We start from the raw sequence: 15,356 nt of genomic DNA, 5'->3' as shown, positions 1-15,356 counted from the left end.
TCCGATTCCAGACATCGCCAAACCACCCGCTCCACCAACTCAATAAGGCATACCGCAAGTTCTAATGATGGCCGGCCAACGAGCCGGTCACGATAACAAAGTCAGCCTTTGGGAATTTGGAAACGCAACGGAGCGGTCGAGAACTCTCGACGCTAAGCGATCGAGGCTGGCCGCGAGGGAGGGAATTATGGTCGATACCGTAGCGGGTGCTAGCGCGCCCGGATCATCTACTTTGCATCGGGTCATTGGCTGGAAGGACGCCTTCTGGGTGGCCAGCGGTGTTCCGGCTCTTGTCTTGTTCTCCATCGGCGGCATCGCCGCGACGGTGGGTACGCCGTCGGTTCTGGTGTGGACCTTGTCGGTCCTGTTCGGCTTCATCCAGGCCTTCACCTATGCCGAGATTGCCGGCCTGTTTCCCAACAAGTCGGGCGGCGCCTCGGTCTACGGCGCGGCGGCCTGGGTGCGCTATTCCAAATTCATCGCGCCCCTATCGGTCTGGTGCAACTGGCTGGCCTGGACGCCAGTGCTCGCCATCGGTTGCGGCATCGCCGCAGGCTACATCCTGACTGCCTTTTTCCCGGCCGATGCCGCGGTCCGGACCTGGGAGATTCAGCTCGTCGATCTCAGCTTCTTCAAGGAGGGGCTCGGACTTCGCCTGAACTCGACATTCTTCATCGGCGCCGTCCTCATGCTGATCTCGTTCGGCATTCAGCACCGCGGCATTCTCTCGACCGCCAAGGTGCAGACCATTGTCGCCGTGTCCGTGCTCTTGCCGCTCCTGATCATCGGCATCGTGCCGCTCATCACCGGCGATGTGTCGATGAAGGCGTTCGAGCCCTTCGCCCCGGGCACCGACGTTGCCACCGCGGCGTGGGACAAGGCTGGATGGACGCTCTTCTTCGGCGGCCTCTTCATCGCCGCCTGGTCGGCTTACGCCTTCGAGACGGCGATTTGCTACACCAGCGAGTTCCGCAATCCGGCGACGGACACCTATAAGGCCATCCTCTATTCCGGCCTGCTCTGCATCGCGGTTTACGTCCTGGTGCCGCTCTCCTTCCAGGGTGCGCTCGGACTGGCCGGCGTGATGGCGCCGGGCATCGTCGACGGCTCCGGCGTGGCGCAGGCCATGGCCACCATGGTCGGCGGCGGTGCGTTCATCACCAATCTTCTCGTGGTGATGCTCTTGCTCGCCTTGATGCTGGCGATCACCACGGCGATGGCCGGCAGCTCGCGGACGCTTTATCAGGCTCCGTCGACGGCTGGCTGCCGCGCTATCTGAGCCACGTCAACAAGAACGGCGCACCGACGAGCGGCATGGGGACGGACCTCGCGTTCAACCTCATTCTGCTGATGATGTCGGACTACCTGTTCGTGCTGGCGGTCTCGAATGTCTGCTACATCGTCTTCAACTTCCTCAACCTCAACGCGGGCTGGATCCATCGCATCGACAACGCGCATGTGGCCCGCCCGTGGAAAGCGCCGACCGTGCTTCTCGGGGCCGGCGTGGTGCTCGCCTTCGTCAATGCGTTCCTGCTTGGCGCCGGCGCGGATGTCTGGGGATCGGGCACGCTGACCGCGGGCGCCATGCTATCGCGCTCGTCATCCCGGTCTTCATCTACCGGCACTTCATCCAGGATAAGGGCGTGTTCCCGCCCCAGATGCTGGCCGACCTGTCGGTCGACGGACACTCGATCAGTGCGCCAAAGGCGGGCTTCTTGCCCTACTTGGCGCTCGCCGGCGGCATCCTGGTCGCCACCACCGCCTACGTCATCTTCTGGACCTAGGCGATCGAAAGAGGAAGCCAACGTGGCTTGCTGGGCAGAGCGGTCGAGATCAGATTTTTTTGGTCTCGGCCGCGTCCCAATCCGGTTTGAAAGCCAAGACCTGCACCGTGTCGGGCAGAGCAGGGTTGAAAACTCGGTTATGCCAGATCGCGGCCTCGCGGTCCGCGCTGTGCGCCTTCAGCCTCTTGACTTTGCACGGCAGGCGAAAGGCGTAGCGTCCTTGCGCGAATGCGAGCACGCAGCGCTTGGTCGCCAGGAGGGTCTCGGCGAGCGGCGCGTCGCTCGGCAACGCCGCGAGCAACCGGCCGCTGAAGGCCTTCCCAGTCTGAAAGTAATCGGCCTGCAAATAGGCCAGAGCCTTCTCGTAGGTCTCGCGCGGATCGGCATATTTCAGCACCTGAAAGCGAAGGAAAGCGGTGCTCTCCTTCGGCTCCTTCGGCGCCAGCAGCACGGTCAGCCCAGGCACCAGCTGGGCGCCCGCTTCGTCCAAGATCTGCGGTTGCATGCCAGGGGAGGGGCGGCCGCCGTTCTCGCGCATGGCCACCTGCCGCACGTGGCACTGCCAGGTGAGAAAACTGTCCCGGAGGCTCTTGCGCTTCGATTTGCTCACTGTGAATCACTGCCCCCAAAAGGGGTCCTTTCGTCGATTTTGGCTGTAGAATGGGCCGTGCGCACCATACGGGCCATTATGAACGGAGATTTCCTCATAGGAAAACATATTTCATCTTGGTTGACGGAGCCGGGGGCACCGCCTAGCATCGCGTTACGATGGGGTGAATCTCGGCCCGACGACGTGGCGAGGACCGGGAGGGCCGTAAAGAGCCTTCTCGTTTTGCAGGAGAGGAAGACAACGACGTAGCTGAAATCATCCATCGAGCCCGTGGGACAAAAGTCGCGAAACTGAGCGTCCCACCGGTAATGAACCTAGGGGGGTTACATCAATGGGCAATAACTTAGACGCGCTGACAACCGTCTTCACCGAGTTTTATTACTGGGTGACGGTTGTCTTTATGTTTCTGATCCATGTGGGCTTCTGCATGTACGAGGTCGGCGTCAGCCGAAAGCGGAACCACATGCATACGCTGATGAAGAACACGATGTTGATCCCGTTGGTCACCATCACGTTCTTCTTTTTCGGCTGGTGGATTTATTGGGCTTTCCCCAATGGGCCGTTCATCACCGGACCGCTGCTGAGTGAAGCTGCGGCGCCGAACTCGCCCGTCTCGCCGACCATGGCCACCAATCTCGGCGACCGTATCACCGGCGTGTTCTGGGCGGCCTTCCTGCTGTTCTCGTGGACGGCGGCGTCGATCGTCTCGGGCGCGGTGATCGAGCGCATTCGCTCGGGCGCGTTCTGGATCATCGCCGTGATGATCGGATCGGTGACTTGGATTATCGACGCGGCCTGGGGCTGGCATCCGGAAGGTTGGATGGTCAAGCTTCTCGGCTATCATGACGCTTATGCCTCTGGCGTCATCCATGCCATCGCCGGCGGTACGGCGCTTGGCGTGCTCGTCGTGCTCGGGCCGCGGCTCGGGCGCTTCATGGCCGACGGCACGCCGCGTGCCTTCGTGCCGCACAATCCCTGGATGGTGACGATCGGTCTGTTCTTGATCTACACCGGCTTCTGGGGCTTCTACGCCGCGTGTAACGTGCCGATCATCTCTCCGGAGGCTATCGGTGGCCAGATCACCGGTGAGACGTGGACGGCAACGACCATCTATCTCACGCCGACCACGCTGGGCGCCATCACCGTCAACTTCTTGATGTCTCTTTCGGGTGGCCTGATGGTCGCTTATCTCATCTCGAAGGGCGATGCGTTCTGGACCTACTCGGGCGGTCTCGCCGGAATCATTACCGCCTCGGCCGGCAACGACCTCTACCACCCGATCCAGGCCTTCGTCATCGGTGGTGTTGGCATCTGGATTGCCTACAAGCTGCATTACTGGGTCGAGCGCACATTCAAGATCGATGATGCCGTGGGTTCCGTGGCAGTTCACGGCTATGCCGGCTTCATCGGCTTGGTCATCGCCGGCTTCGTTTTGTGGGGTTATCCGTCGTCGCCCTTCGAGGCTACGCCACAGTGAACCCGCTCGGTAACACGATCGGCGCCGTCATCATGTTCTTCGTCCTCGGCTTCCTGCCGGCTTGGGTCGTGTCCAAGCTGTTGGATGCCGGAGGCCTCTTGCGGGTGCCGCGCGAGGTCGAGCTCATGGGTCTCGACTTCAAGACGCTCCATGAGGAAGAGGAAGCACGTGAAGAGGTCCGGCGGGCCGAGAAGGCTCTCGTCTGATCCGCGCCATAACCGAGACAAAGGAGAACCGAAATGGGTAGCACTTGGGCAGTCGACCTTGCCAATACCGGGGCGGTTTACCCCTGGCAGGGTTATGAGCTGATCATGGTGATCGTAGCTGTCGCCTTGTGGATCCTCTGGCACATCATCCAGCTCCGCGAGGAGAAGGCGGAGTTTGCCGAGGACATTCAGAAGTACGGTAGCAAGGAGGGCATCAAGAAAGCTCTCGACGAGCATCCGGTCTGACCTAGCGGACGGTCTGACCCTCCAGAGGGGCGTCGGCTCAACGAGCCGGCGCCTCTTTGCGTTTCAGGCGAGGGCACGTCCCGGATGGACGAAGCAAGTCGCCGGTATGTTTCTCAGGTGAGGAAGAGGCGGGGTAGCGGACAAGATCATCCAACGGGCGTAGCTGCGGGGAGCCGACCGCCGTCGCCGCGTCGTTGACCTTTGCCTCATAGAAGGCGACATGGCCCGCCCGAAGGCGGTGCCACGCCGCTCGTCATGCTGTGTCGGATCGCGCGTGAGGGTTTGGCGGGACGCCCCGCCGCCACCTAGCAGTCGAGGGTGGTGGCGCGCTCCCACGGTGTCAGCTGCTTCTGACACTCGTTCCAGTCCTTGGTCTTGAGCTTGACGTAGGAGTCCACGAACTCGTCGCCGAGCTCGCGCCGCAACAGCTCGGATTTAGCCGTCAGGCGTAAGGCATCGAGCAGATTGAGCGGCAGCTTCTTCACGTCGGCAGGCGCCTTGTGGCCATCCTCATACATATTGATGTCGAGGGGCTTGCCCGGATCGATGCCCTTGGCGATGCCGTCGAGCCCGGCGGCCAGCACCGCGGCGGGCAACAGGTAAGGATTGGTGGCACCGTCGGCGAGACGGAACTCGAAGCGTCCGCCGCCTGGCACCCGGATCATATGGGTGCGGTTGTTGCCCGCGAAAGTGACGGTGTTGGGCGACCAGGTGGCACCGGACGTCGTCACCGGCGCGTTGATCCGCTTATAGGAGTTCACCGTCGGATTGGTGATGGAGCACATCTCGTCGGCGACGCTGATGAGGCCGCCGATGAAATTGTAGGCTTCCTTCGACAGCCCCAGGGGGTCGCCGCGGTCCTCGAACACGTTCTTGCCGTCCTTCCACAGCGACACATGCACGTGGCAGCCATTGCCGGTGAGGTGGGCGAACGGCTTCGGCATGAAGGTCGCGCGCAAACCGTGCTTCTCGGCGATGGCCTTGGCCATATATTTGAAAAAGGCCATGCGGTCGGCGGTCTTGAGGGCGTCGTCGAACGCCCAGTTCATCTCGAACTGGCCGTTGGCGTCCTCATGGTCGTTCTGATAGGGCGCCCAGCCGAGCTCCAACATGGAGTCGCAGATTTCGCTGATCACGTCGTAACGCCGCATCAGCGCGGTCTGGTCGTAGCAGGGCTTGGCTTGCGTGTCGGCGGCGTCGCTGAGCGACGTACCGTCCGGGCTTACCAGGAAGAATTCGCATTCCACGCCGGTCTTCAGCGTATAGCCGGCGGCCTCGGCCTTCTTGAGCATGGCCTGGAGGATGTTACGGGGCGCCTGTTCGACCAGCTTCCCGTGCATGTAGGGATCGGCGGCGAGCCAGCCGACCTCAGGCTTCCAGGGAAGCTGTATGAGGCTCGAAGGATCGGGAATGGCGAGCACGTCCGGGTCGGCGGGCGTCATGTCGAGCCAGCTGGCAAAGCCCGCGAAGCCCGCGCCGTCCTCGGCCATGTCGGCAATGGCACTCGCCGGGGCGAGCTTGGCCCTGAGCGTCCCGAACAGATCGACAAAGGAAATCAGGAAATATTTGATCCCGCGCTCGCGGGCCTCGATTGCCAGATCAACCGCCATGCTACTCCCCTTCGTTGCATCTCTAGGCGCGCTTTTTGCGTCGCCTTACTCGTGCGATTTCGATCCCGGTACCCAGTCGGTGCCGGCGAGCGGAACTTTGGCCATTGCCGCAGCTTCCACCGTCAGCGCGACGAGATCCTCAGGCTCCAGATTATGCACATGACTCTTGCCGCAGGCGCGCGCGATGGTCTGCGCCTCGAGCGTCATGACGGAAAGATAATTGGCCAGCCTGCGGCGCCGAGTAGCGGGTCGAGCCGCGCGGAAAGCTCCGGGTTCTGCGTGTTGATGCCGGCCGGGTCTTGGCCCTCATGCCAGTCGTCATACGCGCCCGCCGTGGTGCCGAGCTTCTGATAGTCCTCCTCGAGCACTGGATCGTTGTCGCCGATGGCGACCAGCGCCGCGGTCCCGATCGACACCGCGTCGGCGCCCAGCGCCAAGGCTTTGGCCGCGTCGGCGCCGTTGCGGATGCCGCCGGAGACGATCAGCTGAACCTTGCGATGCATGCCGAGGTCCTGCAGCGCCTGCACCGCCGGGCGAATGGCCCCCAGGATCGGCAGGCCAACATGCTCGATGAACACTTCTTGCGTGGCCGCCGTTCCGCCTTGCATGCCGTCGAGCACCACCACATCGGCGCCGGATTTGATTGCCAGCGCAGTGTCGTAATACGGCCGCGACGCGCCGACCTTAATGTAGATGGGCTTCTGCCAGTCGGTGATCTCGCGCAGCTCCTGGATCTTGATCTCTAGATCGTCCGGGCCCGTCCAGTCGGGGTGACGGCACGCCGATCGCTGATCGATACCTTTAGGCAGGGTGCGCATCTCGGCCACGCGGTCGGAGATCTTTTGACCCAACAACATGCCGCCGCCGCCGGGCTTCGCGCCCTGACCGATGACGATCTCGATCGCGTCGGCGCGGCGAAGATCGTCGGGATTCATGCCATAGCGCGAGGGCAGGAGCTGATAGACGAGAATCGTCGAGTTCTGGCGCTCTTCCTCGGTCATGCCGCCGTCGCCGGTGGTGGTCGACGTGCCCACTTGGCTGGCGCCGCGGCCAAGCGACTCCTTGGCCTGCGCGGACAGCGAGCCGAAGCTCATGCCGGCGATGGTGATCGGAATCTTCAAGTGGATCGGTTTCTCGGCGAAACGGGTGCCCAGCCACACATCGGTGGCGCATTTCTCGCGATAACCTTCGAGCGGGTAGCGGCTCATGGAGGCGCCGAGGAACAGCAGGTCGTCGAAATGCGGGACTTTCCGCTTAGCGCCGCCGCCACGGATATCGTAGATGCCGCTCGCCGCCGCGCGGCGAATCTCGGACAGGCTGTAATCGTCGAACGTTGCAGACTTGCGCGGCGTGGTCCTGGGCGTCGCGTCCATCAATACTCTCCTGCGTGATCGACGTTGAAATTATAGAGCGTCCGGGCCGAGCCGTAGCGCTTGAACTCGCCGGGATCGACCTCGCCATCGAAGCCGGCCTTCTTCAGAACCTCATGCACCGAGGCCTTATGCTCGTCGCGCATCTCTTTCTCGATGCAGTCGGCGCCGAGGCTCTTGACCGTGCCGCGCACGAACAACCGAGCCTCGTAGATGGAATCGCCGAGCGCGTCGCCGGCGTCGCCGAACACCACGAGATTGCCGGTCTGCGCCATGAACGCGCTCATATGGCCGACGGAACCCTGCACGACGATGTCGATGCCCTTCATGGAAATGCCGCAACGCGAGGAGGCGTTGCCGTCGATCCGCAAGAGGCCGCCGCGCCCGGTGGCGCCCGCCGATTGGCTGGCATTGCCCGAGACATGGACGAAGCCGCTCATCATGTTCTCGGCGACGCCCACACCAGCGCTGCCATGGACGAGCACCGTGGCGAGCTGTTCATGCCGGCGCAATAGTAGCCGACGGGGCCGTTGATCTCGACGGTGACCGGCACTTGAGGCCCGCGGCGATCGCGTGACGGCCGGCCGGATGCTCGATGATCCAGTGGCGCTCGTTAGTCTCGGGCGAAAGCCGATGCAGGGTTGCGTTGAGCTCCCTGAGCGGCGTGACGCTGAGATCGATATCCGGCATGTTTAGCGTTCCCAGAAATAGACGGTGGCGGGCTCGGGCTCCCAAATGCGGGCCTGGTCGATCCCAGGCAAGTCCGCGAGCACCCGGTATTCGGAGCCGAAGGCCACGTAGCGGTCCGTCTCGGCCATGACCGCGGGCTTGCAGGCGATGCCGTCGCGCAACACCCCGAAGCCGTTCTCGGTGCCGACCACGAAGGTGTAAAAGCCGTCCAGATCGTCGAGGCTCACTTTCAGGGCATCGCCGAGCGACAGCCCCTCGCGCATGCGCCAGGTGAGATAGCCGGCGGCGACCTCCGTGTCGTTCTCGGTCTCGAATTTCAGGCCCTCGCGCCGCAGCTCACGGCGGAGATTGTTGTGGTTCGAGAGCGAACCGTTATGCACCAGGCACTGGTCCTTGCCGGTGGAATAGGGGTGTGCGCCGTCGGTCGTCACCGCCGATTCCGTCGCCATGCGGGTATGGCCGATGGCGTGGGTACCGCGCATGGAGGCAAGCCCGAACCGCTCCGCCACCTGCGCCGGCAGGCCGACCTCCTTGAAGATCTCCATGCGCGCGCCCCGGCCGACGATCTCCGTCTCCGGCGCCTCGCGCTCGAGCCATTTGATCAGGGCCTCGACCTCTTGCTCGGGCACCGAGATGACGGCATGGGTGTCGTGCAGCGCCGTTTGCGCCCCAGGAAAGGCCGCCTCGATCTCCGCCGCCCGTTCCTCGATGCTGAGGGGAGAAGTCCCGCGGACGGTGAGCTTGGTCTGGCCCGCCTCGCCCGTGCCATAGACGGCGAAGCCGGCGCTATCCGGCCCGCGGTCGGACATGGTGGCCAGCATGGCGGCGGTCAGCCTGCCAAGCTCCGGCTCGAGCGTTGGGTCTTTGAGAAACAATCCGACAATGCCGCACATGGCTAGAAAAGCTCCGAGTTAAAGCGCCGTTCACCATGCTACGGCGCGAGTGGTGTCGTCAACCCACATGAAATAAAGTTTCCTTTGGGGAAAGTCCAGAGGCGTGTGGCGAGGAATTTACGGCCGGGGATAAATAATGATCGAGAGATAGGTCATCGGCCGGTCGATCAGTTCTTCAGGCCCATGTGGCGCGCCCGCGTCGAAGAACAAGGCGTCGCCCGGCCCCATCGGATAGAGCTTGTCGGCGTGCCGGTAGATGACCCTGCCGGACAGCATGAAAATGAACTCCATGCCGTCATGCTGGAACTGGGTATAGGGGTTGGCGTCCTCGCTGAGGGTGATCAGATAGGGCTCGACCACGATATCCCCGGACAGCGAGTGTCCCAGCAGCTCGTAGCGGTGACCGGCCTTGGTGCCCCGCCGCTCGATCAGCACGCCTTGCCCGGCATGGACGTAGGAGCAATCACGCCGCTCCTCGAAATCGGCGAAAAAGCTCGTCATCGGCACATTGAGCGCCCGCGCCAAAGCGCGAAGGGTCGATAGGGACGGAGACGTGCCGCCATTCTCGATCTTCGACAACATGCCGGGCGACAGGCCCGCCTCCGCCGCCAGCTCCGTCGCGGTGAGCTGCAAGCGCTGGCGAAGGTGCCTCACGCGCCGGCCGATGGAGATTTCGAGATTGAGCTCACCCGTGGTGGGGGCGTTGGAGCCAGTGGCGTAGGTGTCGTCGTCCTTGACCGCGGCTTCAGTGTCAGCGGGCTTAGCCGCCTTGCTGCGCGCTGGGCGTGAACCTTGCCGCGCCTTGGTACGCTCGCGAAGCTTTTTCGAAGAGAGTCTCGTCGTCGCCATCAGGCTCCCAATGCGAGCATTTCGGCCCGTTGCAACGAACCTAGCACCAAAAATTTCGTGGGCCACTATTTAGGCGCTAGCACGGGTGCGGCTCGGTGGCTCGCCGAAGGCACGAGAATAGGCCCGGGCAAACTGGCTTGACGAGGCGAAACCCGTGGCCAGAGCCACGTCAAGGACCGGCAGCGCGGTTTCCCGCAAGAGCTGACGGGCGCGCTCGAGCCTGAGCCAGCGGTAATGCTGGTGGATGCCGTGGCCCACATGGGCATTGAACAGGCGTTCGAGCTGCCGCAGCGAAATGCCGGCCTGGCGCGCCAGCTCGCGCGCGGCAGCGGCGTCTCCAGACTCATCTCCATGGCGCCGAGCACGCCCAGCAGCTTCTCGTCGGCGATGCCGAGCCGGTAGCGCAGATCCATGCGCTGCGGGCCATAACCTTCACGAATATGGGTATGCAGGAACCAATCGCCGACCGCGGCCGCCAGCTGACGTCCATGATCGCGCTCGATCAGCGCCACCATCATGTCGAGCGCCGAAATGCCGCCCGAACAGGTGATGCGGTTGCCGTCGATCTCGAACAGCGACGGGACCACGCCCACATCGGGGAACGCCTCACGGAATGCCGGTAGATGCTCCCAGTGCAGCGTCGCCCGGCGCTCGTCGAGAAGGCCGGCGCGCGCCAAGATGTATGGCCCGCCCGAGATGCCGCCGAGGACCGTGCCACGGCGCGCCAGCCGCCTGAGCCAGGCGAAGGTCGGCTTGTCGGCGAAGGTGGCGGGATTTCCGCCGGCGCAGACGAACACCATGTCCGCCTTGCGGTCCGTGCCGGTGCCGCAGTCGGGAATGATGGCCACGCCGTTCGAGGCGGTCACCGGCTCTGGTCTCGGCGCCGCATGCCACCAGCGATAGAGCGTCGTGCCGGACAGTAGATTAGCCGCGCGCAACGGCTCCATGGCGGCCGCGTAGGACATCAACGCGAAGCCCGGTACCAGCAAAAAGCCCACCGTTTTGGTATCTCTCTTAGGGTATGCCGTCATGACGCAAAACGTCAAATAAGCGGCGTGAAATGTCAACAGTCGCCGCAGAAACAGCGCCAGCATGTCGGCCATGCGCTACTCGCTCGGCAGCCTCCTCACGAACGCTCTGACCGGAAACCGGAACTGGAAACCGGTGTGGCGTGAGCCTGAGCCCAAGCCCCAATACGATGTGATCGTTGTCGGCGGCGGCGGCCATGGTCTCGCCACGGCCCACTATCTCGCCAAGCAGCACGGCATCACCAATGTCGCCGTGCTGGAGAAGTCCTATCTCGGATCCGGCAATGTCGGGCGCAACACCACCATCGTCCGCTCCAACTATATGCTGCCAGGCAATGCGCCATTCTACGAATGGTCGATGAAGCTGTGGGAAGGGCTGGAGCAGGACCTCAACTACAACGCCATGGTCAGCCAGCGCGGCGTACTCAATGTCTTCCACTCCGATGCACAGCGCGACGCATTTGTAAGGCGTGGCAATGCCATGCGCCTGCACGGCATCGATGCCGAACTCCTGGATCGCGATCAGATCAAGAAGCTCGTGCCTCACGTCGATCTCGACAACGCCCGCTTCCCGGTGCGCGGCGGTTTGATTCAGCCGCGCGGGGGCACCGTGCGCCACGATGCGGTGGCTTGGGGTTATGCCCGCGCCGCCGATAGCCGTGGCGTCGACATCATCCAGAACTGTGCCGTCACCGCTTCCGCATCGAGAACGGACGGGTCATCGGCGTCGAAACCGAGAAGGGGTTCATCGGCGCCAAGAAGGTGGCGATGTCCGTCGCCGGTAGCTCGTCTCGCGTCGCCGAGATGGCGGGCCTGCGGCTGCCGATCGAGGCGCATGTCTTGCAGGCCTTCGTCACCGAAGGCATCAAGCCGCTCCTCGACACCGTCATCACCTTCGGCGCTGGACATTTCTATTGCAGCCAGTCCGACAAGGGTGGGCTCGTGTTCGGCGGCGATATCGACGGCTACAATACCTACGCCCAGCGCGGCAATCTGCCGGTCGTCGAGGACGTCGCCGAAGGCGGCATGGCCCTGATGCCGGTCATCGGGCGCCTGCGGCTGCTGCGCTCCTGGGGCGGCCTTCTCGACATGAGCATGGACGGCTCGCCGATCATCGACGTGACGCCCGTCGAGGGCCTCTATCTCACGCCGGCTGGTGCTATGGCGGCTTCAAGGCGACGCCCGCCGCCGGCTGGTGCTTCGCCCATCTCGTCGCCACGGGCCAATCCCACCCTTACGCCGCCGCCTACCGTCTCGATCGTTTCGCGCAAGGGCGCGTCATCGACGAAAAGGGCATGGGCGCGCAACCGAACCTGCACTGAGGGGACACCATGCGGATCAAATGCCCTTATTGCGGTGAGCGCGCTTTGGAAGAGTTCACCTATCGCGGCGATGCCACCGTGACGCGTCCGGAAAGCCTCGATGCGTCCGCCACCGACGCTTGGGTGGATTACGTCTACCTCCGTGACAACCCGGCGGGCCCGCACAAGGAACATTGGCATCACAGCGCCGGCTGCCATGCCTGGCTGGTGGTGACGCGCGACACCCGCACCCACGAGATACTCGCCGTCGAATTCGCACGCGAGGGGAGCTGACATGCCGCCGCCGCAAATCAACCGCTTGCGCGACAAGGGTCTCGTCGACCGAAAGAAAGTCCTGCGCTTCGACTTCGATGGCACGAGACTGACCGGCCATCCCGGCGATACGCTGGCCTCGGCGCTTCTGGCGAACGGCATCAGGCTGGTCGGCCGCTCGTTCAAATATCATCGGCCGCGCGGCATCCTCACCGCCGGCTCCGAGGAGCCGAACGCCTTGGTGGAGCTGCGCGGCGGCGCGCGGCGCGAGCCCAACACGCGTGCCACCACTGTCGAGCTCTATGATGGGCTCAACGCCGCGAGCCAGAATCGCTGGCCGTCGCTGAAATATGATCTACGCGCGGCAACCCAACTGGCCGGGCCAATCTTCAGCGCGGGCTTCTACTACAAGACCTTCATGTGGCCGGCGCCTTCTGGGAGAAGGTCTACGAGCCGCTGATCCGCCGCTCGGCCGGTCTCGGCCGCGCCGCGGATACAGCCGACCCGGACCACTACGAGAAGACCAACGCGTTTTGCGACGTACTGGTGATCGGTGGTGGCGCCGCCGGCCTCTCCGCCGCCTTGGCCGCGGGCCGTGCCGGAGCGCGGGTCATCCTGTGCGACGAGGACTTCCGCCTCGGCGGCCGTCTCCTGGCCGAACGCGACGAGATCGACGGCCAGCCGGCGCTCGATTGGCTCAAGGCGGCTGAAGCGGAGCTGATGAGTCTTCCCGACTGTCGCATCCTGCGCCGTACGACCGTGTTCGGCGTCTATGACGGCGGCACCTATGCCGCCATCGAGCGGGTCAACGATCATGTGCCGGTGCCGCCCGAGCATGCGCCACGCCAGCGTCTTTGGCGCATCGTCGCCAAGCAATCGGTCGTCTGCGCCGGTGCCATCGAGCGGCCGCTCCTGTTCGGCGACAACGACCGGCCCGGGGTGATGCTTGCCGGTGCCGTACGCAGCTATGTCAACCGGTACGGCGCCGCGCCCGGACGGCATGCGGTCGTCTTCGCCGACAACGACGCGGCCTTCCGCACCGCAACCGATCTCGCCGATGCCGGTATCGCGGTGAACGCCCTCATCGATGCACGCCGCGACCCGTCGCCGGCCGCGCAAGCCGCCGCCGAGTCTGCCCGCGCGCCGTATTTTTCCGGCGCCGCCGTCACCAGCGTGCGGGGCGCGCTTGGCATCAAGTCCGTCCTGATCACCGATATGAACGGCCAGAACCAGCAATTCGATTGCGATGTGCTGGCCATGTCCGGCGGCTGGAGCCCGACGCTCAACCTGACCACTCATCTGGGCGGCAAGCCGGCGTGGGACAACGGACTATCGGCGCTGGTTCCGGGCGATTTGCCCCCAGGCATGAGCGTGGCTGGCGCCGCCGCCGGCAAATTCAGTTTGGACGCCTGTCTTGCAAGTGGCGAGGGGGCGGGGGCCGAGGCCGCGCGTAATTGTGGCTACTCTCCTTCGGCGCCCGCCCGCCCCGTTGCAAAAGAGGAGGCCGCGACGCCCGCAAGCCCGCTCTGGCAAGTAGAGAAGAGTCGCGGCAAGGCCTTCGTCGATTTCCAGAACGACGTCACGGTGTCCGACGTGAAGCTCGCCACCCGGGAAGGTTTCCGCGTGCCCGAGCACGTCAAGCGCTACACCACGCTCGGCATGGCGACCGATCAGGGCAAGACCTCGAATCTGAACGGCGCTGCCGTGATCGCCGGGCTGACGGGACGCTATATCGGCGCCGTGGGCACCACGACGTTCCGCCCCCCTTACACGCCGGTGGCCATCGCCGCGCTCGTCGGCCATCATCGCGGACCCGACTTCCGTCCCACGCGGCTGACCCCGTCTCATGCCTTCGCCAAGGAGCGGAACGCCGTCTTCGTCGAGGCCGGGGCATGGCTGCGCGCGCTCTATTTCCCGCAAGCCGGCGAAGCGCCGCAAGACACCGTGAATCGCGAAGTGGCAACCGTGCGCAGCAAGGTCGGCGTGTGCGACGTGTCCACCCTCGGCAAAATCGACGTGCAAGGCACCGATGCCGGGACCTTTCTCGACCGCGTCTATGCCAACACCTTCTCGACGCTCGCCGTTGGCAAGGCGCGCTACGGCATGATGCTGCGCGAGGACGGCTTCGCCATGGATGACGGCACGACCGCGCGGCTGGCCGAGGACCATTATTTCATGACCACCACCACCGCCAATGCGGTCAAGGTCATGCAGCATCTCGAATTCTGCCAGCAAGTGCTGTGGCCCGAGCTCGATGTGCAGACCGTCTCCGCCACCGAGCAATGGGCGCAATACGCTGTCGCCGGGCCGAAGGCGCGAGAGGTCATCGCGGCGCTGCTCGATTCCGGCCAGGATATCTCCAACGAGGCCTTCCCCTATATGGCCGCCGGCAGCTTCACGGTCTGCGGCGGTACCAAGGCGCGTCTCTACCGGCTCTCCTTCTCCGGCGAGTTAGCTTATGAGATCGGCGTGCCGGCGCGCTTCGGCGACGCCCTCATCCGCGCGATCATTGAGGCCGGTGCCCCGCACGGCATTGTGCCTTACGGCACCGAGGCGCTCGGCGTGATGCGCATCGAGAAGGGCCACGCCGCGGGGCCGGAAGTGAGTGGCCAGACGACTGCGCACGACCTCGGTCTCGGCAAGATGGTGTCGAAGAAGAAGGACTTCATCGGCCGCTTCATGGGCGAGCGGCCTGCGCTCACCGAGATCGAGCGCGCCTCGATGGTGGGCTTGCGGCCTGTGGACAAGGACACGCGCATCCGCGCCGGCGCCCATCTGGTGCCTAAGGATGCCGATGCGACCGCGTCCAACGATCAGGCTATGTCACCTCCATGGCCTACTCGCCGGAGCTCGGAAGCTGGATCGCGCTGGCGCTGCTCGCCCGCGGGCCGGAGCGCCACGGCGAAGTGATCAAAGTGTGCGATCCCTTGCGCGGCACCGAGTTGCTCGCCGAGGTCGGTCCGACCTGCTTCATCGATCCGGAAGGAGCACGCCTCCGTGCCTAAGCTCGCATCCCTTT

The 15,356-nt window shown here is 64.1% G+C and carries 9 protein-coding genes and 5 pseudogenes; 7 read left to right on the top strand and 7 right to left on the bottom strand.

What is annotated here, in order from left to right:
* Positions 1-187: 187 nt before the first annotated feature.
* Positions 188-1,784: pseudogene (locus AUC69_RS04370) on the top strand (trimethylamine N-oxide permease).
* A gap of 49 nt (positions 1,785-1,833) precedes the next feature.
* On the opposite strand, the gene AUC69_RS04365 reads toward AUC69_RS04370, so the two are convergent.
* Entirely contained in the window at positions 1,834-2,394 is a 561-nt protein-coding gene (locus AUC69_RS04365; protein ID WP_083239081.1) for a hypothetical protein, read from the bottom strand.
* A gap of 331 nt (positions 2,395-2,725) precedes the next feature.
* Here AUC69_RS04365 and AUC69_RS04360 point away from each other — a divergent pair, with 331 nt between their 5' ends.
* From AUC69_RS04360 to AUC69_RS04355, 3 genes are read left to right on the top strand one after another with little or no spacing between them, the layout of a single operon-like run.
* Entirely contained in the window at positions 2,726-3,871 is a 1,146-nt protein-coding gene (locus tag AUC69_RS04360) for an ammonium transporter (protein ID WP_244500086.1), read from the top strand.
* A complete protein-coding gene (locus AUC69_RS18275) occupies positions 3,868-4,077 on the top strand; it encodes a hypothetical protein (RefSeq protein ID WP_244500085.1) in 210 nt (69 codons plus the stop codon). The genes AUC69_RS04360 and AUC69_RS18275 overlap by 4 nt, the downstream gene beginning before the upstream one ends.
* A gap of 33 nt (positions 4,078-4,110) precedes the next feature.
* Positions 4,111-4,323, top strand: a complete 213-nt coding sequence (locus tag AUC69_RS04355) for a hypothetical protein (RefSeq protein WP_069441061.1) — start codon at positions 4,111-4,113, stop codon at positions 4,321-4,323.
* Between the two features lie 305 nt (positions 4,324-4,628).
* Here the strand turns inward: AUC69_RS04355 and glnT are convergent, their stop codons facing one another.
* The 6 genes and pseudogenes from glnT to AUC69_RS19620 form a co-directional block, all read right to left on the bottom strand.
* Positions 4,629-5,933 (bottom strand): type III glutamate--ammonia ligase, encoded by a 1,305-nt coding sequence (gene glnT / locus AUC69_RS04350; protein WP_069441060.1) that lies wholly within the window; start codon positions 5,931-5,933, stop codon positions 4,629-4,631.
* 45 nt (positions 5,934-5,978) lie between these two features.
* A pseudogene (locus tag AUC69_RS04345) lies at positions 5,979-7,306 on the bottom strand (FMN-binding glutamate synthase family protein).
* Positions 7,306-7,993: pseudogene (locus AUC69_RS04340) on the bottom strand (protein glxC). The pseudogenes AUC69_RS04345 and AUC69_RS04340 overlap by 1 nt, the downstream one beginning before the upstream one ends.
* A gap of 2 nt (positions 7,994-7,995) precedes the next feature.
* Entirely contained in the window at positions 7,996-8,886 is an 891-nt protein-coding gene (locus AUC69_RS04335) for a class II glutamine amidotransferase (protein WP_069441059.1), read from the bottom strand.
* A gap of 117 nt (positions 8,887-9,003) precedes the next feature.
* Positions 9,004-9,735: a helix-turn-helix domain-containing protein gene (locus tag AUC69_RS04330; protein ID WP_069441058.1), complete on the bottom strand. Its 732-nt coding sequence runs from the start codon at positions 9,733-9,735 to the stop codon at positions 9,004-9,006.
* A 65-nt stretch (positions 9,736-9,800) separates the two neighbouring features.
* Positions 9,801-10,733, bottom strand: coding sequence for an AraC family transcriptional regulator (locus tag AUC69_RS19620; protein WP_425283501.1), 933 nt, complete (start codon positions 10,731-10,733; stop codon positions 9,801-9,803).
* A 103-nt stretch (positions 10,734-10,836) separates the two neighbouring features.
* On the opposite strand from AUC69_RS19620, the pseudogene AUC69_RS04320 reads away from it, so the two are divergent.
* The 3 genes and pseudogenes from AUC69_RS04320 to AUC69_RS04310 all read left to right on the top strand — a co-directional run bounded on the left by AUC69_RS04320 (position 10,837) and on the right by AUC69_RS04310 (position 15,342).
* A pseudogene (locus AUC69_RS04320) lies at positions 10,837-12,085 on the top strand (sarcosine oxidase subunit beta family protein).
* Between the two features lie 9 nt (positions 12,086-12,094).
* Positions 12,095-12,358, top strand: a complete 264-nt coding sequence (locus AUC69_RS04315; RefSeq protein ID WP_069441057.1) for a sarcosine oxidase subunit delta — start codon at positions 12,095-12,097, stop codon at positions 12,356-12,358.
* Between the two features lies 1 nt (position 12,359).
* A pseudogene (locus tag AUC69_RS04310) lies at positions 12,360-15,342 on the top strand (sarcosine oxidase subunit alpha family protein).
* The last annotated feature ends 14 nt before the right edge of the window (positions 15,343-15,356 follow it).

It is taken from the genome of Methyloceanibacter superfactus (assembly GCF_001723305.1).
Taxonomy (GTDB): domain Bacteria; phylum Pseudomonadota; class Alphaproteobacteria; order Rhizobiales; family Methyloligellaceae; genus Methyloceanibacter; species Methyloceanibacter superfactus.
This window is presented reverse-complemented; position numbering and strand designations above follow the sequence as displayed.

What these genes read in the sequence shown, in the direction of transcription:
- AUC69_RS04360 (WP_244500086.1), top strand. Translation starts at nt 2,726, where the DNA reads ATGGGCAATAACTTAGACGCGCTGACAACCGTCTTCACCGAGTTTTAT.
- AUC69_RS04355 (WP_069441061.1), top strand. Translation starts at nt 4,111, where the DNA reads ATGGGTAGCACTTGGGCAGTCGACCTTGCCAATACCGGGGCGGTTTAC.
- glnT (WP_069441060.1), bottom strand. Translation starts at nt 5,933, where the DNA reads ATGGCGGTTGATCTGGCAATCGAGGCCCGCGAGCGCGGGATCAAATAT.
- AUC69_RS04335 (WP_069441059.1), bottom strand. Translation starts at nt 8,886, where the DNA reads ATGTGCGGCATTGTCGGATTGTTTCTCAAAGACCCAACGCTCGAGCCG.
- AUC69_RS04330 (WP_069441058.1), bottom strand. Translation starts at nt 9,735, where the DNA reads ATGGCGACGACGAGACTCTCTTCGAAAAAGCTTCGCGAGCGTACCAAG.
- AUC69_RS04315 (WP_069441057.1), top strand. Translation starts at nt 12,095, where the DNA reads ATGCGGATCAAATGCCCTTATTGCGGTGAGCGCGCTTTGGAAGAGTTC.